Genomic DNA, 20,626 nt, shown 5'->3' on the forward strand with positions numbered 1-20,626 from the left:
CCAACCGGGATAGCAGCCTCCCGGCCCGCAAGGTTAGACGGTGTCCCGTCCAAGTGCTGGGTATTCTCTATGGAGTTTTTATGGACACCGGTTTGCCCAGATCAACGGACCCCGTTGCACCTACGTCTCTGTCGCTGTCTGAAGCTTTACGCTTCTGGCTGAAGCTGGGGTTCATCAGCTTTGGTGGCCCTGCCGGTCAAATCGCCCTCATGCATGAGGAGTTGGTTGACCGCCTCCGGTGGATCTCCGAAAAGCGCTTTCTGCACGCCCTCAACTATTGCATGCTGCTGCCCGGACCGGAAGCGCAGCAGCTGGCCACCTATCTGGGTTGGTTGCTGCACCGGACCTGGGGTGGTGTCCTGGCCGGCATTCTTTTTGTTCTGCCGTCACTCTTTCTCATCATTGCGCTGGCGTGGCTGTATATGGCCCATGGTGACATGCCCGTCATTGCAGGTTTCTTCTATGGCATAAAGCCGGCAGTGACGGCGCTGGTGGCCCAGGCCGCCTACCGCGTGGGGTCCCGTTCACTCAAGAACCGCTGGCATTGGGGCATTGCGGCCGCTGCGTTCATGGCCATCTTCGCGCTGAATGTTCCGTTTCCGCTGATTGTGGTGGTGGCAGCTGCCGTCGGCTACCTTGGCGGCAAGGTCCAGCCGGAGGCCTTTGGTGGCGCCAGCCATGGCCCAGGCGCCGCAGTTCGGCATGGAGGACATGCACTGATAGACGACAACACCCCCACGCCGCCGCATGCCCGATTTTCCTGGCGGAGATTCTGGTCCGTGGCGCTGGTGTGCCTGGCACTGTGGGCTGGCGCCATGGCCCTGTTTGCGGCGCTGTTTGGGCGGGATTCCGTGTTGGTGCAAATGGGCTGGTTCTTCACCAAGGCAGCGCTGATGACCTTTGGAGGCGCCTATGCGGTGCTGCCTTACGTCTACCAAGGAGCCGTGGATAACTTCCACTGGTTGACCGCGCCCCAAATGATGGACGGGTTGGCCTTGGGTGAGACCACCCCTGGCCCGCTCATCATGGTGGTGTCCTTCGTGGCTTTCGTCGGGGGTTGGACCAAGGCCATCTTCGGTGCGGATTCGCTGCTGCTGGCGGGCATGGTGTCGGCCGTGGTGGTCACGTTCTTCACATTTCTGCCCTCGTTCCTTTTCATATTGCTGGGCGGCCCGTTCATCGAGTCCACCCACGGCAACCTGAAGTTCACCGCGCCATTGGTAGGCATCACCGCAGCCGTTGTCGGTGTCATCGTGAATCTGGCTGTCTTCTTTGCCTACCATGTGATGTGGCCCCAGGGCTTCGCAGGAAACCTGGATGGGGCATCCATTGCCATAGGGCTGGCAGCGGCCATTGCCTTGCTTCGCTACCGGGTCAATGTGGTGTATGTGATTGTGGCTGCGGGCTTTGCCGGTTTATTGGTGCGGCTGTTGCTCTGACTGTCCCCACCGCATGCAGGCCTGGGTCGGCATGGCCATCGCCAGGCGCAGCAGCGGGGCCTGAGCAACGGACGACAACGCATAGCGATGGCTAGCGCGCCTGTGGCAACGCACCAGCGGCCTTTGACTCCAGGCCCGGTAGGAGGGCATCGAGCGCAACGGCCTCCGCCATGGCTCTATGGCCTGCATCGCCGGGGTGCAAATGGTCTCCCGAGTCGAATCGCGAGGCGATGCGTGCCGGCTTCGCTGGATCGCGCAGCGCCGCATCAAAATCGATGACGGCATCAAAGGCTCCGCTGTGGCGGATCCAGTCGTTCACCTGTGCGCGCAGCGCGTCCTTGCCGGGTTGGTAGTAATCGGCGAGCGGCGTGCCGGGCAATGCGCCCTCGAATGGCGTCAGTGTGGCGCCTAGAACGCGAATGCCCCGGCTGTGCGCTTGCGCAATCAATTGGCGGTAGCCCGCCGTCAGGGAAGCCAGGGTGGGCGGCTCTGCATGCTTTGCAAATGCGGTACCGGGCCAGGCTATGTCGTTGATACCCAGCAGCACAATGACGCTTCGCACCCCCAGTTGCGCCAGTACATCACGCTCGAGCCGCGCCAGCGCATTGGCGCCCATGCCATCGGACAACAACCTGGCCCCTGAGATACCCGCATTGACCACAGCCACGCCATGCGGCGCCAGCCGGGCAGCCAGAAAGTCCGGCCAGCGGCTGTCCTTGTTCAAGGTGGCTGCTGCGCCATCGGTGATGGAATCACCAATCACTGCCACAGCGCGCGCGGCGGGCCCGGTCTCCACCGCGATCCCCGTCAGCAACGGTCGGGCCGTGGTGCTTTGCCTGTCGGGATCGGCGATCTGTAGGCTGGTCGCCTGAGTTTGATCGCCAGACACGATCCAGCCCGTCTGGCGGCCATCCCAGTGGAACGTGCTGATCGGCGTGGCCTGGGGCAGGTACAGGCTCACCGCCACCTGAGACAGCGCGGGCACCGGGAGTGCCACCGGATCACTGACCCAAGATGCCCCTGGCGGGATCGTCACGCCCTCCTGGCCGCCAAAACTGACGGCCCGCAGGCTGCCATCGGTGACCGCGCCAGCTGCGCTGGCTTCCCGAAAACGGGCCACCGTCGCCTTGCCCACAAAGAGCGGCTGCTTGCCGTAGGCGTTGGACAGCACGATGCGCAAGCGCTCGCCCCCCAGGCTGATGCGTGCCACCTGGCGCACGGTTTGCGCATGCAACGCGGCCGGAAGGTGGGTCGGAAACAGAAAATCCGTGCCCCACACGGGCTGGGGGCTGGCCTGCCAGGTGGCCACCCAGCCGTTGCCGGTAGCAGCATCCGCGGCCCGCGCAGGCGTGATAGGCACGGCGCCTAGCGTGAGGGTCAACGCCAGCATCGCAGCGGCTCCAGCGCTTGCAAGCGGCACAGTCAGTCTTTTCATATCAGTGAATTCAAAGTCCTTGGAAGAACAAATGATGAATTCAAAGATCAGATTGGAATAGACTGGCCGCAAGAACATCATTTGTGAATTGATCTCAACAAGGAGGACCGCATGGCGCGTCTGGAAGTCAATCGGTCCGGCGAACTGGAGGTGTTCGTGCGCGTGATTGAATCAGGGGGCTTCTCCGCCGCTGCGCGCGCCGTTGGCATGACGCCGTCTGCGGTCAGCAAGTTGGTAGCTCGCCTGGAACAGCGTCTGGGCACTAGACTGGTGAACCGGTCTACCAGGCAGCTCCAACTCACGCCCGAAGGCTGCGTCTTCTACGAGCGCGGGGTACGTATCCTGGCCGATCTGGAAGAAGCAGAGCACTGCGCCAGTACGCACACTGCGCCGCGCGGTCGGCTGCGCGTCAATGCCAACGTACCCTTCGGCCACCATTTTCTGCTGCCGCTTGCGCCTGCATTTCTGGCGTCCCATCCCGACGTGACGCTGGATATCGTATTGACTGATGAGGTGATCGACATCCTGGAGCAGCGTACCGATATAGCCGTGCGTGCCGGGCCGATGAAGGATTCCAACCTGGTGGCGCGGAAGTTGGGCGGCACACGCATGCTGATTGTGGGAGCGCCCAGCTATCTGGCCCGCCATGACATGCCAACCACGCCGCAGGAACTGGAGCACCACAACCGCCTGGGAGCAAACTATGCACGGGCGCAACCCGGCTGGCCGCTGCGGCATGCCGGTGAAGATGCCGTCCTTCCCATCAATGGCAATGCGCAGGCCAGTGACGGCGAAGCCTTGCGCCAGTTGGCGCTGGCGGGGCTGGGTTTGGCGCGCCTGGCCGCCTTCCAGGTACGCGAGGACTTGGCCGCTGGACGCCTGCTGCCGGTTCTCGAACACTGCAATCCGGGCGATATCGAAGAGGTACACGCCGTCTATGTCGGACAAGGCGGCTATCTGCCGCTGCGCGTGCGCGCTTTTCTTGACTTTCTGGTCCAGACGGTTGATCTCGACAAGCATTGAGGCAGACCCGGGGCCAAAAAGGAGTTAGGAAATTCCTAACAGCGGTCAACGATCGGCTCGCGGTGTAGCCCGTCCAGAGCTGCAACAGTGCGCTATTGTCGTTCAGGCAAGCATTCGTCAGTACCAGCACCGGCAAGCGCAGCCGATGTTTGTGCCTCATCCATCTGAACCCAGCAGTGCGCAAATGGTGATCCTCAATTCGTCTCGGCGAATTAGAAAGAAGCGCCGAATTGTAAAGACCCAAAATTTGTGAATCCACCTCGCCTACTGCTGCGTACAGCGCAAGTAGCAAGAGCCGACGTCATCAGTCTCCACTGACCAGGCTTTTGTGCTGAGCTGCTTCTTGCTGCACCGTGTGCTGTCTAACGACGGCGCATTCCTGTGTAGGTAGGCGCGTTAAGCGCAACTCGAAAGGAAATCACATGTCTGACGAATCAGTGTTGATAGGTGTATTGCAACAGCGGGCCAGGAAATTGGAAGACCGGCGTCAATTCTTCAGAAAGACGGGAGGCGTGGCAGCAGGTATGGCGGGTGGGGCCATTTTGACGGCTTGCGGGGGTGGCGGCAGTGATGCCAATGCCCAGAACAACGGCCCGACCGATGTGGAGATCCTGAACTTTGCGCTGAACCTGGAATATCTGGAATCGCAGTTCTACCACTACGCAGTGTTTGGCACGGGGCTGCCCGCCAATATGCAGTCGGGCACCGGCACGCAGGGGGGCATCACCGGCGGGCGGGCGGTGGCGTTCAAGGATCCGCTGGTAGCGCAGTACGCCAAGGAGATCGCCCAGGACGAGGTGGCCCACGTGGCCTTTTTGCGCAAGGCCCTGGGCTCGGCCGCAGTGGCGCAGCCGCAGATCGACATTGGCGGCACGGACCCGAATGGGGCCTTCTCGGTGGCAGCGCGCGCTGCCGGTCTGGTGGGTGCGGGCGTGGCTTTCGATCCCTATGCCAGTGACGAGAACTTTTTGCTGGGCGCCTTTATCTTCGAGGACGTGGGCGTAACGGCCTACAAGGGCGCATCGCCGCTGATCACCAACAAGACCTACCTGGAAGCTGCTGCCGGCATTCTGTCTGCCGAGGCCTACCATGCAGGTCTGGTGCGCACGGTGCTCTATGCCAAGGGCCTCGCCACCCCCGCGCTGCGCTCGGCAGCCGGCGCCATCTCCGATGCGCGCGATAGCCTCGATGGCTCCTCCGATGTGGACCAGGGCATTACGGGGGATGACAGCACCTCCAATATCGTGCCCCTGGATGCTGACGGCATTGCCTACAGCCGCTCGCCAGGTGATGTGCTGAACATCGTCTACCTGACCAAGGACTCTGCCACCAAGGGCGGCTTCTTCCCAGCCGGTGTGAATGGTGCGTTAGTGATGAGCTCAGCCTTTGCTTAACTCGTAGCAACATCCTGCCCCGCTCTGGGGCAGGATTTCTACCAGGCGGGCCCGAGACCGTGGTATCTCTGCGAAGGAGTTGCGATGAAGTCCTTTTTTCCTCAATCCTTTGAAGCAGGCGCCCCCAGCAAGACGCGGCGGCTCAAACCCGGCATGTTGGCGCGCCGTTGTGTGGGGAGCTTGATCGTCTTGGCCGGTGCCGCCATCGTCACCGGTGATCTGCTGGCAGCTCTCAGCAATGGGGACACGGCGGCAACACCCCCCTCCACCACGCCGCACCAGGCACCAACGGCCAGATAAGAGCGTCCATGCCGCCGCCCACCTTCACCACACAAAACCCCTTGCGCAATCCAGCGCCCGAGCCAAGGCCAGAGCGCTGTGGCGCCATTGACCCAGACAATGGGAAGCTAGGCGATCCCAGCCTGCCGCAGGTTCACCGCAGCATTGCGGTGCCGCGCGGCACTGGCCGTTCGGCCAATGCACGGCGCATGCTGGCATTTGCCGGGCCCGGTTATTTGGTGGCGGTCGGGTATATGGACCCTGGCAACTGGGCCACCTCGATTGCGGGCGGTTCGCAGTTCGGCTACTCCTTGCTCGCGGTCATCTTTGCCTCCAATTTGATGGCGATGCTGTTCCAGGCGGCTGCTGTGCGCCTGGGCCTGGCCAGCGGCCGCGACCTGGCGCAGGCCTGCCGCGAACAATTTGCGCCACGCATCAACCTGATGCTGTGGTTCTTTTGCGAGATCGCCATCGTGGCCTGCAACCTGGCAGAGGTGTTGGGCATGGCCATCGGCCTGAACCTGTTGTTTGGCCTGCCACTGATCGCGGGCGTGTGCATCACCGTGGTCGATGTGATGCTGATTCTTGCGCTGCAAAGCCGGGGGTTTCGCGCGCTGGAATCGGTCGTCATCGGGCTGGTGGCCTTGATCGGCATTTGCTTCGGTGCCCAGCTGGTGTGGCTGCATCCACCGCTGGCCACGGTGCTGTCCGGGTTCATTCCGCGCTCCGAGATCGTCACCAATCCGGAGATGCTCTACCTGGCCGTCGGCATCGTCGGCGCAACTGTGATGCCGCACAACCTGTACCTGCACTCGGCCATCGTGCAGACGCGTGAACACAGCAAGACTCTGGAAGGCACACGCCAGGCGATCCGCTTTGCCACCATCGACTCGACCGTCGCATTGGGTTTGGCGCTGTTTGTCAACGCCGCCATCCTGGTCGTGGCGGCAGGCGCATTTAATCGCCCGGGCACACCACCCGTGACCGAGCTGTCAGACGCCTACCATTTGCTGTCGCCTGTCTTGGGCGTCGGCATTGCCAGCGCAGTGTTTGGCACCGCCCTGCTCGCCTCGGGCCTGAGCTCTTCAGTGACGGGCACCCTGGCGGGCCAGATCGTGATGGAAGGCTTTTTGCAGATTCGCCTGTCGCCCTCGATGCGGGCGCTGCTGACCCGGCTTATCGCCATCGTGCCCGCCGTCATCGCCACTGCCTGGTATGGCAGCGAAGGCGCCACGGCGTTGCTGGTGTTCAGCCAGGTGGTCCTCAGCATGCAGCTGCCCTTTGCCATTGTGCCGCTGTTAATGTTCACCACCCGCCGTCACGCACTGGGAGCGCTGACTTTTGGCAGGCCTATGGCCATCCTGTTGTGGAGTTGCGCCGCCGTCGTGGTGTCGCTGAACCTGTGGATGCTGCAAAGGCTGTTTTTCGCGACGGCGATATGAACCGTATCGAGCCTGGTGCCCAGGCTGTGAGGGGGAAGGCAGGAGACAGCGCAGCCTGCATCGGCGGCTGCTGTCAGCCCCATATAGGCTGCTAACGACATGATAGCTAGTACGGCACGATGCAGGCATTCAGCTACAGTTCATGCCTGTGGATCGCCCGTCGCGCTTGCAATTGTGCTGAGGTGCGCACCGCAGTGCGATCCAAACTGTGAAGTAGAAAAGCATGTCCTTATTTGACCTCGATGCCATCGCCAATGGTCTGCCTGCTGCGTGGAACTCCACCGTGCTTGGCACCGTGGGATCGACCAACATCAAACTCGTGCGGATGGACCAGATGCCTTATGGCGAGGAAGTGCATGACTACGACGAGGGATTGCTGGTCGTGAGCGGCCAGATGATGCTGGAGGTAGCAGGCCAGGCCCTGTGCGTGGAAGCCGGTCAGATGTACATTGCCGAGGCAGGCATTCCTCATGCGGTTTTAGCCGGCAGCCAGGGCAGCCTGGTGATTGTGGACCTCTGAACTACGGGACCTGAGGTAATGAGCAGCGCTGCAAAAGCTGGGTCATCCCCATCCCCAACCGACCTATCGACGCCGCTCTGGCGGCGCTTCCCCAAAAAGGATCAGCATGAAAGTAGAAGGCCGGTGCCTATGCGGCGCCATTGAATTTGAGGCAGAAGTGCAGCCAGGCAGCATGACCATCTGCCATTGCCTCGATTGCCAAACGCACTCAGGCTCTGCCTTCAGAGCCAATATCTCCGCCCCTGCGGCCAGCTTCAGACTGACCAAGGGCATGCCGCGCACCTTCGTCAAGACAACGGCCAGCGGAAACAAGCGCAATCTTGCATTCTGTGAAAACTGTGGCAGCCCGCTGTATGCCTGCACCGTGGAAAATCCGCAGGCCTACTCTCTGCGTACCGGCGTGCTTCAACAACGCGAGGCGCTGGAAAGCCCACAGCGGGAGATATGGACGAAGCGACGGAGAGCCTGGGTGGCACTCGCAGGGGTGAGTGAAACGCACGACGGTCAACCCTGATGCAATGGTTTTTGTGGCAGAGTGGCGACGAGGAGCATGTGTGCCGACCGGATCAGCGGCATATGCGGCAGACAGCCAGCACATGGGTCCACTGAACGTCAGTCCCTGCGAGAGTCCGCGTCCGTTGAGAGCCCTACGCATCCATGCATTTCGCCATTCGTCAAGCAACAGCATCAGATGCAGATTCGGTCAGCCACCTTGTCACCGGCTTGGCGCATCACTTCCTCTCTGATCCGGCTTCTGGGGAGACCCGGCCTTTTATGGCCGGACTCACTTCTTCCGCCAGCGCTGAGTGGATCCGCTCCTCGCAATCCAAGCATTAGGTTGCAGAGAACACTGCGGATTATGTGGCGTTGCGGCGTTACGCGACCGGATACATGTCTACCATCTTTTTGTGAGGGCGGATGCACAAGTCCAGGGTATAGGTCGCGCACTTTGGCAGCATGCCCGGCTTCGGTCAAACCATTCCACCTTCACCGTCAACGCATCTCTTAACGCAGTCCCGGTGTAGCTGTCTGCGTCTGACATTTCTTTGATGGACCTTGGCCCAAAGCTGGTACATCCCTGACAAATGGTTCCGCATCTCGTCCCGAGCGAAGTACTTGGCAGTCACCGCGCGATGCCCCGATACACCGCATCCCGCAATTCCGTCACAAACCGCCCCGACATCCCCTCGTACAAGGTATTCGTCAGCCCCACCACCGTCAGCCCTAGGGGCCGGTCCACCCACCAAGCATGGCCGTAAGCGCCACCCCAGCGCCAGGTGCCAAGCGATTCCGGCGACTGCGCCAGCTCAGGATCGCGCAGCACCGAGAAACCCAAACCAAACCCCAATCCCGGGCCGGCCGCCAGATCTCGCCCCTGGGTTTGGTCGCGTGCCATCTCGGCGATCAGGTGCTCCGGCAGCCAGCCATCTTGGCCAGTGCGCAATGCTTCCAGTAGGCACAGCACATCATCCGCTGTGCCAACCATGCCGGCGCCCCCGGAGGGAAAGGCGCCCGCATCCAAAGCGCGGGATGGGCTGTAGCGGATGCCCACCGTACCGTCGAAGGGGGCAACCACCTCGCCTTCCTGCAAGCGGTGTGGCACGGGGCCGCCGTTGACATAGGGCGTTGCCAGGCGCGCGGCATCGCGGCAGACAAAGCCGGCATCGGCCATGCCCAAGGGCTGCGTGACCAGTGCTTCCACTGCCAGCGGCAAGCGGGTGTTGCACACCGCTTCGACCAGGGCGCCCAGCACATCCACCGCCAAGGAGTAGCCCCAGCCGGTGCCGGGCTCGTAGAGCAGCGGCACGCTGGCGATGCGGCGCAGGTTCTCCTGCAGATCGATGCCGCTGGCATCCATGCCATCGGACACACCAGCTTGGGCATAGGGCCCTTGGTCGTCTGCCTCAAAAAAGCGGTAGCCCAGGCCAGCGGTGTGGCTCAGCAGCTGGCGCAGGCTGATGCACGTCTCGCGCCCATCGGGCAAGCGGGGACGGAAGGCCGGCAGCCAGGTGGTGATGGGCTCGTCCAAGCCCAGGCGCCCATCTGCTACCAACCGCATCACGGCGGCACTGAGGACGGGCTTGCTGACGGAGGCCCAGCGAAACACGGTGTTCTCGGCCATCGCGGTGCGCGCCTCCCGGTCTGCCCAGCCTGCTGCGATGCGGCACAGCGCCTGACCATGCTGGTAGACCAGCACCACGGCGCCCACTAGGCGCTGCTCGGCCAGGGCCCTATGCAACACCTCGGCAACCGGCGCCCACGGCCCAGCCAAGCCAACAACTACCTGCGGCACACCACTGCCGGGTGCGCCAGAAACTGAAAAATCCATAGCATCGCTACCTTGGTTGGAACACAGCCATTAGCTTAGGCAGCCTGCGATCTCAGAAAAACCAGGATAGAGTTCCATACTTTCATGACATTTATGTCCGCAATGAACCCAGGCTATACGGGCCAGAAACGCAGGTGAGAACACATGGATAGCCTCAACGCATTTACGGTGTTTGTGCAGGTGGCAGAGACGCGCAGCTTTACGGCAGCGGGCCGGCTGCTGGGTATTTCTGCCTCGGCCGTGGGCAAGAGTGTGGCGCGGCTGGAAGACAAGCTGGGCGTGCGCCTTTTCCACCGCAGCACGCGCAGCATTACGCCAACGGCCGAAGGCCTGCTGCTGCTCGAGCGCAGCAGGCGCATCCTGGCGGAGATCGAGGCGGCGCAAACGGAGCTGTCGCAGGCCTCATCGGCGCCCCGGGGGCGGCTGCGCGTGAGCCTGCCCTTGGTGAGCACCTTGGTGCTGCCGGTGTTGGCCGATTTCATGCGCGACTACCCCGATATCCAGCTGGACCTGGATTTTTCTGACCGCTTGGTGGATGTGGTGGAAGAAGGCTTTGATGCCGTGGTGCGCACGGGCGAGCCTGCCGATTCGCGCCTGGTGGCCCGCAAGCTTGGCCATTTCAAGATGCTGCTGGTGGCGTCGCCAGGCTACCTGGCCGCCCACGGCACCCCCCAGAAGGTGCAAGACCTGGCCTCTCACCGCTGCATGCATTTCCGCTGGCCGTACAGCGGCAAGCTGGAGGCCTGGCCGCTTCCCGCCGCGGACGATGGCGAGCCCGTCAACCTGCCGGTGTCCATGGTCTGCAACAATATCGAAACCCGCGCCTGCTTTGCGTTGCAGGGGCGCGGCATCGCCTGCCTTCCGGACTTTGCCATCGGCGACGCGCTGGCCGATGGCAGGCTGGTGCAGGTCATGCCCGGGCTGGCCGAGCGCACGGGGGTGTTCCACATTCTGTGGCCTGCGGGCCGGCATGCATCGCCCAAGGTCAGGGCGCTGGTGGACTATCTTTGCGAGCGGATGTTTGCGGCTGCGGACACGAAAACGCAGCCCGGCGGGGCAGGCAAACGGCGCGCTTGATCGCTGATGCGCTGCGCGACCTTTCCCCGATCGCCCTCGCCTGCCCATGCCCATGCCCATGCCCATGCCCATGCCCATGCCGATGCTGATGCACTGTGCTTATACGGATACGTAGGCGGACGCAGCCCTGCTCTGCAAATAGTCCAGCATCGCACGCAGTTTGGGCGGTATGTGCGGCCCGGGGGCATGCAAGGCGTAGGCCATGCGCGGGGCGTAGCTGCCCGCCAGCTGCCAGCCGGGCAGCACCTGCACCAGGCTGCCGTTGGCAAGATGGCTGCGCGCGACAAAGTCGGCCATCAGCGCGATGCCAGAGGCAGCGCCATGCTGCAGCGCATTGAGCAAGCCCTGGCTGCTGGCAATGGTGATGGGGGTGTTCAGCCGCAGCTTGGTGGCAACAGTATTGGGCGCATCGGCTGGCACCAGCTCCACCAGGTTTTGGAAGGGGCCGTAGCCCAGGCTCATGCAGGGGTGGGCGAGCAGATCCTGTGGTTGGTTGATCGCCTGCCGGGATTGCAGATAAGCGGGATGCGCCACCAGGACATAGCCCACGCGCTGCAGCGGCCGGGCCACCATGGCGGGCGGTAGCGCATCGGCTGCAGTGATGCGGATCGCCAGATCCAGCCCTTCGGCGGTCAGGTCGGCCATGGTGTCGCTCATGCTCAGTTGCACCTGCACCTCGGGAAAGCGCGCGCAAAAGCCGGGCAGCAGCGGTGCCAGCCACCAATCGCCAAACACCAAGGGGGCGTTGATGCGCAAGATGCCCTGCGGCTGCTGGCGGTGGGCCGTCGCACGCGATACCGCCTGCTCGGCGCTGTGCAGCATCAGCAGGCAATCGGCATGCACGGCCGCCCCCACCTCGGTCAGCGACAGGGACCGCGTCGTGCGGTGCAGCAGCTTGACGCCCAGTGCCGATTCCAGCCGGCCGACGCTGCGGCTGACAGCGCCGGTGGTGAGGTGCAACTGCCGCGCCGCGCCCGCAAAGCTGTGCTGGGCGACAACCTGGACAAAGACCTGCATATCGGCAAGCGGGAGGGTATCGGGGGTCATGGCATCTCAGTGTTGATTTGAAGACAATAATAAATTGAATCAAAGCCATATTGTTTAATGATTGCGTTTGCATGACCATCGGAGCCATTGAATCCAGCGAGATACCGCCATGAACGCCTCCAGCGCAGCAGCCATGCCCCAAGCGGCAGCGAACCCCACCAACAGCCACAGCACCGGCGGCACCTGGCGCATGGTCGCCGCGATGGTCTTGTCGGGGACGATTGGCCTGGCCGTCATCGAGAGCGGTTTGCCGGTGGAGCGCGTGGTGCTGCTGCGCTGTTTGCTCGGTGCACTGGGCCTGGGCCTGTGGCTATGGTGGCAGCGGGCCTGGGTGCGACCGGACCGGCGGGCCTGGACGGCGATGCTGATCGGCGGCCTGGCTTTGGTGGCCAACTGGGTGATGCTGTTCCACGCCTATGCCTATGTGGGCATCGCCATTGCCACGGTGGTCTACCATGTGCAGCCTTTTATGCTGGTGCTGGCCGCCGCCTTAGGGGGCGAGGCCATGGGCAGGCGCAAGCTGCTGTGGATGCTGCTGGCACTGGCGGGCGTGGTGCTGAGCAGTGGGCTGGGCAGCGAGGCCGCTGCCACCATCGCCGCGCAGGCGAGCGCGCCGGTCTGGGGCATTGTGCTGGCGCTGCTGGCCGCCGCCCTCTACACCGTGACGGTGGTCAGCACGCGGCGCGTCCAGGGCATTGCACCGGCGCAAATTGCGATGGTGCAGATGCTGGTGGGGGGCGCTGCGCTGGCGGTGTGGTCTGCACCGCAGCTGGTGCAGATGGTGGGGCCCAGCGCCCACCTGCCATCGGTCAAGACGCTTGTCTGCGTGCTGGTCTTGGGCCTGCTGCACACCGCGCTGATGTACGGACTGATGTATGGCGCCTTTCAGCGCCTGGGCCCAGCCGCCATTGCGATCCTGAGCTTTATCTACCCGGCAGTGGCCCTGGCCGTGGACTTGCTTTGGTTTGGTGCCCACCCCAGCACGCTCCAATGGTGGGGCATGGGCTTGATTGTGGCGGCGGTGCTGGGCTTTCGCTGGCAGGATCTGCGGGGCGGAGAACGATCCACATAGATGCCTGCTTGGGGTTGAATCCAGATTCGTCCGATCCGCCGCACTGTCTTCGCTGGCAATAATTCAGGCTCGCTCTCAAACGACGCCTTTGGCCCCATCCCCATCCGCTGCCAGCTTACGGAGCAAGAGTTTTGCAGAGACTGGTGGGTACCGCCGGGTCCATATAGTTGGCCGTTCACTCCACCAGCCCCATCGGCAGCGCAGCCGATTCATCCATGGCTTTTGAGGGTAATCAAGGTCTTTTTGACCTGGCCCCGGTAGGACAGCTCGTCGCCGTCATAGGCCGCCCGCTCCTTCCAGGTCTGGCGGGCAGGAGGCGCATCTTCCGAGTAGGAAATGCGCTCCGTCTCCAGCCGTGATTTCTGGATATCCGTCATCTTGGAGGGCTTGGCCTTTAGGTTGAGTTTCATGACCCGTTGATCCTGTTCAGTGCGGGGGTAGAGAGTACGCCTCGCGGGCATCTCATCGCCCCTGTCTTCATGCTGAGATGAAATAGATTTCGTGCAAGCGCTCTGCCACACGCCGCTCGGCCTGCAGGCGATAGCCTTTGGATTTCCAGATATCAACCTGTGCCGTGGTCTGATTCTTGGCCACCCGCCGCGTGTTTCTGGCGCCCAGTCGGCCCAGATAGATGTCGTAAAACGTCTCCATCCCTACTCCTGTAAAAAGGCAAGCGCCGATGCTGGCAGGCAGGCTGAGCATGGGAACATGCGGACCTCCGGTCTCGTGCGGGTACATCAGGAAGGATTGCCTCACCCCACGGTACTCCTTTTAATGACCTTAAACCGCGCAACCCCAAAATCTCTGCCGGACGCAGGCAGCCCAACAGTCCGAGCCCGCCATGGTCTGGACGGAGGAGATTTCTTTTCGGCTTGTCTCACTTGGATTTCTCGCCGCTCCATGCCCGACAAAAGACGGCTGACTGGAAGGCGGTAATCACCGTTGAAAATGCCCAGTTTGGCGTTGGACCCAAGAGCGCTAACTGCATAAAACGCTGCTATGTGATCTCACGAAATCGTCCATGGACTCGCATCTGCGCCCAGCTCTCACATAACCAGGCATTCGATGCACCTTGCCATGGTCTGAACGCGGGCTTGTGCAATCCGCTCGCCATCCTTGAGAAAAATACAGCTGCACCCGCTGCAATGCCACCCCGCTGACTTTATAGCCATCGCTGCATTATTGGCAATTATTCACCCGCATCAAATACCACATCAACCGCATCTACCACGACACAGGAGATTCATCATAAAAAATCACTTACGCGCTGGAAACCGTTTTATCCCCGATGCGCTTCATTTGATTAAATTCAGGATAGCCATTTGAGTGGAATTATCCAAACTGAGATGCTGGTTACAGCAGCAATGCAAAAAATATGCATTTTTATGCTTTTATTCTCTTTGCTTTGCAATATAAGTGGCGTTTCCGCATTTATTTTTTGAGAAAGTGTGTGAGCTTGCTATCCAAAAATATGGCCTACGCCACTTGTCTGCTGGTGGGAGGGCTTGTAGCAACGCCCGCTTGGTCGGCTGATTGCGTCAGCGGCGTCAATACGGCCAATTGCAGCGTACCGGCTGGTTCAAGCTCGGTCGTAATCGAAGTCTGGGGCGGCGGGGGTGGATCGGGAGGCGGCGATATCGGCATCGATGGCGGCGGCGGCGGGGGCGGTAGCGCCTACTGCAAGGGCAGCTTCAGTTTGGCCGCTGCACAGAGCTGACGATCAGCACTGGAACGGGTGGCACTGGTGGCGGCCTCGATGGCACAGCGGGTACCGCATCGACGGTGAGCTGGACGGGCGGCTCCATCACCGTCGCAGGGGGCGATGGCGCTACAGGCTCAACCGGTGGCGTAGGCGGAGCAGCTTGTAGTGGTTCTGGATTGACCGGTTTCTCAGGCGGCGCAGGCGCGGCTGGCGCGCCCACACCCACGGTGGAAGGCGGGGGCGGCGGCGGCTCTGCAGGCTCGGCGGCCAATGGTCTGCCCGGTGTCGGCTTGGTCGGCGGCATCGCCGTGGCAGATGGTGGCAAGGGCGGGAATGAAGAAGCGGCCGGCGGCGCGCCAGGCGGTGGCGGCGGCGGCAGCCGGGTGGGCATCGGCTTTGATGGTGGTGCCGGTCAAGTCAAGCTGAGCTTTGTCTCGCCTCCGGTAGCCAGCCCTACTGCGGTACCCACCCTTGGCCAGTGGAGTGTTCTGGCACTGAGCGGGACGCTGGCCATCGCCCGGCTTGGCAGGTCTGGGCCGCCGCAAACGCCAGTAAGGTCAGGACAGGAGGCAGTGGGCAGAGCGGCGGCTGCCCCTCCTCACAAGGGGACAGGCTTCGGCTGCCTTGCATCCTCGATGTGGCGCTCGCCACGCTCTTGACAAGAAATTTATCGCACACCGTAGTGGGCAAGCAACTCAGCGCTCCAGACAAGCCTGAGGAGACGCCAGAATGCTGTCGATGCGCTTCAAGTCTCAGCCCTCGATGGCATGGAACAAAGGCAAGGCCCACCTAAAACACCACTACGGTAGCGAGATGCTCTTCAATATTGACCTGAAAGCGATTCTGATTGCATTCGCCGTGAGTTATGGCGCAGTCACGCTGCTGCTGCAAAACATCACATTTGCGCTACTGGCCGCGTTGTTGCCCGATACCGCCCTCTATGGATTCGCCCCGCTTTTTCTCCTCGCGCTGTTCCTGTTGTTCACGCCCGTGCTCTCGGGCTATGTCGTGGCCAAATTGGCACGCAACCGGCCGCAACTCCATGTGTTGCTGAGCGCGCTGCTGGGTGCAGCGTTGTATGCGATTTTCAGCAAGTCGCATCCCCTGGTCTGGGCTTCTATCCCTTTGGTCTTGACCTGGCTGGGCCTCGCCCTCCTGGCCTGGAAGAACAAACGCCACTAGTGATCCACGCCTCAAGATGGGCTTATTTTGCCAGAGGCCCGGCGCTCGGCATACCCAATGGCCAGCCCCATCACCATCACACCAGCTATCTGCAGCGCCCCCAACCTGTGGCCAAAATACTGCCAGTCCACCACGATCGCGATCGCCGGGTAGACAAACTGCAGCACTGCAATGCGCCCCGTCGGTAGCCGGGCCATGCCGGTGTAGATCAAGGCATAGGCGGCGGCGGTATGCACCAGCCCCAGGGCAGCCAACCAGCCCCAAGCGGCACCCCAGGCCGGCCAGCCTTGCGTGGCGGGCGCCAGCCACAGCACGGCGCTGCCAACAGCGCATTGCCACCAGGCCAGCACACCGGCCGGCATGGCACGCAGGCGCCGCGCGATGACGGTGACCGCAGCAGTCAACAATGCGCCCAGCAAGCACATGCCCACGCCCCACCAGTACTGCGGCTGGGCGCCCTGCTGCGATGCGGCCTGCTGCAAAACGCCGGTGGCCAGCACCAGCCCGAGCATAGCCAGCGCGACTGCGGCCACCCTGTGCCTGCCCGGCCGCTCGCCCAGGCACAGCGCGCCAAGCACCAACACCCACATCGGCTGCATATGGAACAGCACCACCGCTACCCCGGCGGAGATGCGCTCCATCGCCGCGAAGAACAGCACCCAGCCCAGCACCATCAAGGCGCTGGCCAGCAGCACCCAGGCCGCCGTGCTGGGTGCCAGCCGCAGAACATGCAGCTGCCGGCGCCACAGCAGCCAGGCCGTGAGCCCCAGAAGCCCGAAGGCACAGCGGAACCAGGTCGCCGTCAGAGCCCCGGCCTCGGCCATGTGTACAAAAATGCCGATGCTGCCCAAGAGCGCACTGCCCAGCACAAAGGGCAGCACGCCGCCCAGGGCCTTGCCCTGCGTAACAGATACAGTGGGTGCGGATCGGTCCATGTTTGCAGCGGTCATGCGCGCAGGGTGGGGATGTGGGCTCATGGCCGCCAGTGTGCTGCGCAGACTACTTATCGAAAAGCGCATAATTCATGCATCAGCTATTCGTTTATCGAAACCCCATGCCAGCAAGCTCGCAAGACCTACAGATGGATTGGCTCAAGTGCTTTGTCGCCGTGGTCGATACCGGATCCCTCTCGGGCGCTGCCGGCGAGGTGCACCGCTCCCAGTCTGCGGTCAGCATGCAGCTCAAAAAACTGGAGGCCGCTGTCGGCCACTGCGTGCTCGAACGCGACAGCCGCAGCCAGCAACTCACCGCAGAAGGCCAGAGGCTGCTGGGCTATGCGCGGCGCATTCTGGATCTGCACAGCGAGGCACAGTTTGCGCTGCAGGGCGAGGCGCTCAAAGGCAGCGTGCGCCTGGGGGTGCCCGATGACTATGCAGCCAGGTACCTCACGCCCGTGCTCAGGCGCTTTGCCCCCCGACACAGCGGCGTGGAGATCGTGCTCAGCTGCGAGCAATCGACCGCGCTGATTCCCCGTGTGGCGGCCGGCGATCTGGATCTGGCCTTGGTCTCGCGTGACCACGCCCGTAGGGGTACCCTGCTCTTTCATGAGCCCATGGTCTGGGTTGGCTCCGAGCACTTTGCACTGTGGCGGCGGGACCCGCTGCCCATCGCGGTGTACGAAGAAGCCAGCCTGGCCAGGCGCGGTGCCCTGCATTCGCTGGCCCTGCAAGGGCGCCAGCACCGCGTGGTCTACAACAGCTCCAGCCTGGCCGGGCAGATTGCCGCGGTGGAGAGTGGCCTGGCCGTCGCGGCACTGACCCAGTGCAGCGCGCCGCCCCATCTGCAGGTGCTGGGCAGCAAGCATGGGCTGGGCCCCTTGGCACCGATGGAGGTCGCCGTCTACCGCAGCAAGGAATCACGGCGCTCCAAGGCGGTAGACAGCTTGTACCGCCTGCTGGTGCATACGCTGAGGCAGGCGCAAGCGCCGGGGTAGTCCCAGGCAAGTGCCGTGGCGAGCAATGAATTCATAATTCATATAGAATTCTTGAATTATTCAGATCTCCTGCCATGCTCAGCCCTTCACCCCAGCCTTCCAACGATCTGCACCAGGCTATCGAGCGCGCACTGGCCAGCGGCCCGCGCTCTGGCCAGCAGCTGGTAGAGGCGCTGGGCATCAGCCAGCCAACGCTGTCCCGAGCTATTCGCGAACTATCGACCCGCGTCACCATGTTCCGTGAGCCGGGCCAGCGCACACCGCAGTACGCGTTGCTGCGCAAGCTGCCACTGGGGCTCAAGCCGCGCCAGCGCGTATACCGCTTTCTCTCCAGCGGCCACATCGTTCCCTATGCGGATCTTGAATTTCTCGTGGGTGGCGGCACGCTCGAGCGCGGGGATGCGAGCGCCATTCGCCTCTACGAAGGCCTGCCCCCCTATATGCTGTTCGCTGCGCCATCGGGGTTTCTGGGCCGGCAGCTCGCGCAAACGGCAGCCCTGCACCAGCCCTTCCCCGCCAGCTTGCGCGACTGGAGCGACGACCACCGCATTGCGTTTCTGTTCACCCAAGGCATGAATCTGCCGGGCAACCTGATCTTTGGCGATATCCCCTTGCAGCGGGAAATGGATTTGCTGCGCCAGCCCCGTCCACAAGCGCAAGACAAGCTCGACGTGTATGTCGCGCTGGCGCAGCAGCTCAAGAACGAATCCTATGGCTCAAGCGCCGGTGGCGAACAGCCCAAGTTTCTTTGGGTGGCCGAAGACACGGGATCGGTGATCGTCAAGTTCGCGCGCAGCGGCAGCCGCATGGCAGAGCTTCTGCCGCTTGAGCACCTGGCGCTGGCATCACTCGCCAACGTGGGTGTGCCCACCGCCAAGACCCAGCTGCTGGCGCGCGGCGAGTTTGTGTTTTTGGAAGTGCAGCGCTTTGACCGCGTTGGCAAGCAAGGGCGCCTGGGCATGCTCTCGGCCGGCGCCGTCGATGACGAGTTCTTTGGTGCGCGCGATACCTGGCCCGAGTTCGCCGCACGCTGCGTGAACGCAGACTACTTCAGCCCCCAGCATGCCGAGCATGTGGCCGTGATGGCCGCGTTCAGCGAGCTCATTGGCAATACCGACCGGCATTTCGAGAACATTTCGCTGCTGATTGGCGACGATGGCGAGTACCTGGGCATTGCCCCGGCCTACGACATCCTGCCGATGCGCTACGCCTCCATCGGCGGCGGGCTGGACCCCGAGCTGGTACCGATCGAGCCCAAGGTCAGCACCATTGGCGCCATCCCCAAGGTGTGGAGCCTGGCCGCACGTGCGGCCGATGCCTTCTGGGAAGCTGCCAGCGATGCCCAGCTGGCAGCACCGACCTCTGCGGCCATGCGGGCGCTGGCGCTGCGCAACCGCGAGGTAGCGCGGGCGTTTGCAGCGCCGCTGTTGCCGGGCTAAGAACCTGTTCTAACACCCTAGCGGCTCAAGCCCTGCCGGTCAATGTCAGCAAATGCCCGCCTTTGCGGCGCATCTGCCCTACCCACTCATAGACGATGGGCTCCTGCCGGGACACCTGAACCTGGAGCTCGACAATCAGCACGCTGAGCACGGCGGCAAGCTCAACCAGCGCAAAGCTGCGCCCGCCGCAGACCCGCTTGCCCCAGACAAAGCTGGAGATGCTGCCGGTCCCCATGCCAAACCCCTCCTGCAAGGCCGCATCCAGGTCCAGCTTCCAGGGGTCGGGCCGCTCCAGCGCCTTGTGGTTGACGCCCACCAGCGAGACCACCACCACATCCCCGGGCTCAACCTGCAGGTCGGAGAGCTGGTCACCCTCCTGGGCTAGGCGGGTGATGAATGGCAGCGGCGGATACAGCCGCAAGAGTTCGGCCACAAAACTGCGCAGATCGGCATGCTGCGCGATGGCGCTTTGCAGCGCCTGCCGGTCATGGCCATGCTGGGCGTACACCTGGCGCAAACCCAGGTGCAGCCGCTCTTGCACCTCAGGGTGCGTGGCCAGCAGGTGCAAGGCCCAGCCGATGGAGTAGGACGCGGTGTCGGTACCTGCGCCAAACAGCATGGTCAGCTCTTTTTCAAATGAGAAATCAAAGCCGGGGGCCGTCTCTGCCTGGAGCATGGCCGCCAGCATCGGGCTGCGCGGCACGCTGTCCCCGCGCAGGGTCTGCAAGGCCGCGAAGATGGTCTTGCGCAGCTGCAGAATCTCGCGAATATGCGCCTTGTCGCCCCCCAGGCCCTCTTGCCCGGGTGCCACAAAGGCATAGGCCGAAGCCAGCTCGATCAGGCGCGATGCACTGCCATGGGCCATGGGCAGGCTCGACAGCTCCACGTCCAGGAACATTTGCGTGAAGATGGACAGCATGCCCTGGTGGATGAGCGCCTCGTCGAGCACTTGTGACTGCGGCGCCAAGGCCAGGTGGCGGGCGATGTGCTGGCCATGCAGGGTGCTGAGGGCAAAGGCACGGCTGGCATCGTATTTACCCAGAAAGGGCTGCGAGAGTTCCTGGCGAAACCGCCAGGGCTCGCCATCATCGGTGAGCCGGGAGTTGCCTGCGACTTGGGTAAACCAGCGAAAGTTCTTCAGGTAGTTGTCGGCATTGCGCCGCATCACCCGGTCCGCGTCATCCAGGTTCTGGATGACCAGCATGCGGCGGCCATCGTGCTGCGGGCGCACGGTATTTTGCCGAGGCCGCTCACGCGCCAGCGCGTACAGATCATGGCAGAACTGGGAGGAAATATCGGTAGCGCTCATCACC

General features: G+C 62.8%; 22 protein-coding genes. 14 read left to right on the forward strand and 8 right to left on the reverse strand.

Annotation, left to right across the window (positions count from 1 at the left end; all coding sequences use genetic code 11):
• Positions 1-80: 80 nt before the first annotated feature.
• The gene (gene chrA / locus ACPEE1_RS14505; protein ID WP_116926951.1) at positions 81-1,439 is read left to right on the forward strand and encodes a chromate efflux transporter; all 1,359 of its coding nucleotides are present in this window, start codon (positions 81-83) and stop codon (positions 1,437-1,439) included.
• A gap of 91 nt (positions 1,440-1,530) precedes the next feature.
• On the opposite strand, the gene ACPEE1_RS14510 is transcribed toward chrA, so the two are convergent.
• Entirely contained in the window at positions 1,531-2,874 is a 1,344-nt protein-coding gene (locus ACPEE1_RS14510; protein WP_260719351.1) for an SGNH/GDSL hydrolase family protein, read from the reverse strand.
• A gap of 111 nt (positions 2,875-2,985) precedes the next feature.
• Between ACPEE1_RS14510 and ACPEE1_RS14515 the strand changes: the two genes are divergently transcribed.
• The 7 genes from ACPEE1_RS14515 to ACPEE1_RS14545 all read left to right on the forward strand — a co-directional run bounded on the left by ACPEE1_RS14515 (position 2,986) and on the right by ACPEE1_RS14545 (position 8,557).
• Complete coding sequence (locus tag ACPEE1_RS14515; RefSeq protein WP_260719350.1) at positions 2,986-3,897, forward strand: LysR substrate-binding domain-containing protein; 912 nt, start codon at positions 2,986-2,988, stop codon at positions 3,895-3,897.
• Positions 3,898-4,319: 422 nt separating this feature from the next.
• Positions 4,320-5,291 (forward strand): ferritin-like domain-containing protein, encoded by a 972-nt coding sequence (locus tag ACPEE1_RS14520; protein ID WP_116926954.1) that lies wholly within the window; start codon positions 4,320-4,322, stop codon positions 5,289-5,291.
• Between the two features lie 84 nt (positions 5,292-5,375).
• Complete coding sequence (locus ACPEE1_RS14525; RefSeq protein WP_260719349.1) at positions 5,376-5,591, forward strand: hypothetical protein; 216 nt, start codon at positions 5,376-5,378, stop codon at positions 5,589-5,591.
• An 8-nt stretch (positions 5,592-5,599) separates the two neighbouring features.
• Complete coding sequence (locus ACPEE1_RS14530; protein ID WP_260719348.1) at positions 5,600-7,012, forward strand: Nramp family divalent metal transporter; 1,413 nt, start codon at positions 5,600-5,602, stop codon at positions 7,010-7,012.
• Positions 7,013-7,235: 223 nt separating this feature from the next.
• The gene (locus ACPEE1_RS14535; RefSeq protein ID WP_260719347.1) at positions 7,236-7,532 is read left to right on the forward strand and encodes a cupin domain-containing protein; all 297 of its coding nucleotides are present in this window, start codon (positions 7,236-7,238) and stop codon (positions 7,530-7,532) included.
• Positions 7,533-7,638: 106 nt separating this feature from the next.
• The gene (locus ACPEE1_RS14540; protein ID WP_260719346.1) at positions 7,639-8,046 is read left to right on the forward strand and encodes a GFA family protein; all 408 of its coding nucleotides are present in this window, start codon (positions 7,639-7,641) and stop codon (positions 8,044-8,046) included.
• Between the two features lie 292 nt (positions 8,047-8,338).
• Positions 8,339-8,557, forward strand: coding sequence for a GNAT family N-acetyltransferase (locus ACPEE1_RS14545; RefSeq protein WP_409935148.1), 219 nt, complete (start codon positions 8,339-8,341; stop codon positions 8,555-8,557).
• A gap of 98 nt (positions 8,558-8,655) precedes the next feature.
• Here ACPEE1_RS14545 and ACPEE1_RS14550 read toward each other — a convergent pair whose 3' ends face one another.
• Entirely contained in the window at positions 8,656-9,861 is a 1,206-nt protein-coding gene (locus ACPEE1_RS14550; RefSeq protein ID WP_182345496.1) for a serine hydrolase domain-containing protein, read from the reverse strand.
• A 144-nt stretch (positions 9,862-10,005) separates the two neighbouring features.
• On the opposite strand from ACPEE1_RS14550, the gene ACPEE1_RS14555 reads away from it, so the two are divergent.
• Positions 10,006-10,938: a LysR family transcriptional regulator gene (locus ACPEE1_RS14555; RefSeq protein ID WP_116926961.1), complete on the forward strand. Its 933-nt coding sequence runs from the start codon at positions 10,006-10,008 to the stop codon at positions 10,936-10,938.
• A gap of 99 nt (positions 10,939-11,037) precedes the next feature.
• Here the strand turns inward: ACPEE1_RS14555 and ACPEE1_RS14560 are convergent, their stop codons facing one another.
• Positions 11,038-11,985 carry a LysR family transcriptional regulator gene (locus ACPEE1_RS14560; protein ID WP_182345495.1) on the reverse strand — a complete coding sequence of 316 codons (948 nt, stop codon included), beginning with the start codon at positions 11,983-11,985 and terminating at the stop codon, positions 11,038-11,040.
• Between the two features lie 109 nt (positions 11,986-12,094).
• On the opposite strand from ACPEE1_RS14560, the gene ACPEE1_RS14565 reads away from it, so the two are divergent.
• Positions 12,095-13,057 (forward strand): DMT family transporter, encoded by a 963-nt coding sequence (locus tag ACPEE1_RS14565; protein WP_423933459.1) that lies wholly within the window; start codon positions 12,095-12,097, stop codon positions 13,055-13,057.
• A gap of 209 nt (positions 13,058-13,266) precedes the next feature.
• On the opposite strand, the gene ACPEE1_RS14570 is transcribed toward ACPEE1_RS14565, so the two are convergent.
• Both ACPEE1_RS14570 and ACPEE1_RS14575 read right to left on the reverse strand, forming a co-directional pair.
• The gene (locus tag ACPEE1_RS14570; protein ID WP_133248190.1) at positions 13,267-13,467 is read right to left on the reverse strand and encodes a hypothetical protein; all 201 of its coding nucleotides are present in this window, start codon (positions 13,465-13,467) and stop codon (positions 13,267-13,269) included.
• A gap of 67 nt (positions 13,468-13,534) precedes the next feature.
• Positions 13,535-13,708, reverse strand: coding sequence for a hypothetical protein (locus ACPEE1_RS14575; protein WP_165841217.1), 174 nt, complete (start codon positions 13,706-13,708; stop codon positions 13,535-13,537).
• A gap of 724 nt (positions 13,709-14,432) precedes the next feature.
• Between ACPEE1_RS14575 and ACPEE1_RS14580 the strand changes: the two genes are divergently transcribed.
• Positions 14,433-14,774: a hypothetical protein gene (locus ACPEE1_RS14580; RefSeq protein ID WP_423933462.1), complete on the forward strand. Its 342-nt coding sequence runs from the start codon at positions 14,433-14,435 to the stop codon at positions 14,772-14,774.
• 173 nt (positions 14,775-14,947) lie between these two features.
• Here ACPEE1_RS14580 and ACPEE1_RS14585 read toward each other — a convergent pair whose 3' ends face one another.
• Positions 14,948-15,175: a hypothetical protein gene (locus ACPEE1_RS14585; RefSeq protein WP_116926964.1), complete on the reverse strand. Its 228-nt coding sequence runs from the start codon at positions 15,173-15,175 to the stop codon at positions 14,948-14,950.
• A gap of 313 nt (positions 15,176-15,488) precedes the next feature.
• Between ACPEE1_RS14585 and ACPEE1_RS14590 the strand changes: the two genes are divergently transcribed.
• Positions 15,489-15,941, forward strand: a complete 453-nt coding sequence (locus tag ACPEE1_RS14590; protein WP_133248192.1) for a hypothetical protein — start codon at positions 15,489-15,491, stop codon at positions 15,939-15,941.
• 11 nt (positions 15,942-15,952) lie between these two features.
• On the opposite strand, the gene ACPEE1_RS14595 is transcribed toward ACPEE1_RS14590, so the two are convergent.
• Positions 15,953-16,918 carry a DMT family transporter gene (locus ACPEE1_RS14595; protein WP_423933465.1) on the reverse strand — a complete coding sequence of 322 codons (966 nt, stop codon included), beginning with the start codon at positions 16,916-16,918 and terminating at the stop codon, positions 15,953-15,955.
• A 104-nt stretch (positions 16,919-17,022) separates the two neighbouring features.
• Between ACPEE1_RS14595 and ACPEE1_RS14600 the strand changes: the two genes are divergently transcribed.
• Positions 17,023-17,874, forward strand: coding sequence for a LysR family transcriptional regulator (locus tag ACPEE1_RS14600; RefSeq protein WP_423933468.1), 852 nt, complete (start codon positions 17,023-17,025; stop codon positions 17,872-17,874).
• Positions 17,875-17,948: 74 nt separating this feature from the next.
• Positions 17,949-19,313 carry a HipA domain-containing protein gene (locus ACPEE1_RS14605; RefSeq protein ID WP_423933471.1) on the forward strand — a complete coding sequence of 455 codons (1,365 nt, stop codon included), beginning with the start codon at positions 17,949-17,951 and terminating at the stop codon, positions 19,311-19,313.
• Positions 19,314-19,338: 25 nt separating this feature from the next.
• Here the strand turns inward: ACPEE1_RS14605 and ACPEE1_RS14610 are convergent, their stop codons facing one another.
• The gene (locus tag ACPEE1_RS14610) at positions 19,339-20,622 is read right to left on the reverse strand and encodes a cytochrome P450 (RefSeq protein WP_182345493.1); all 1,284 of its coding nucleotides are present in this window, start codon (positions 20,620-20,622) and stop codon (positions 19,339-19,341) included.
• Positions 20,623-20,626 lie beyond the last annotated feature (4 nt).

It is taken from the genome of Comamonas sp. 23, assembly GCF_049601575.1.
GTDB lineage: Bacteria > Pseudomonadota > Gammaproteobacteria > Burkholderiales > Burkholderiaceae_C > Comamonas > Comamonas squillarum.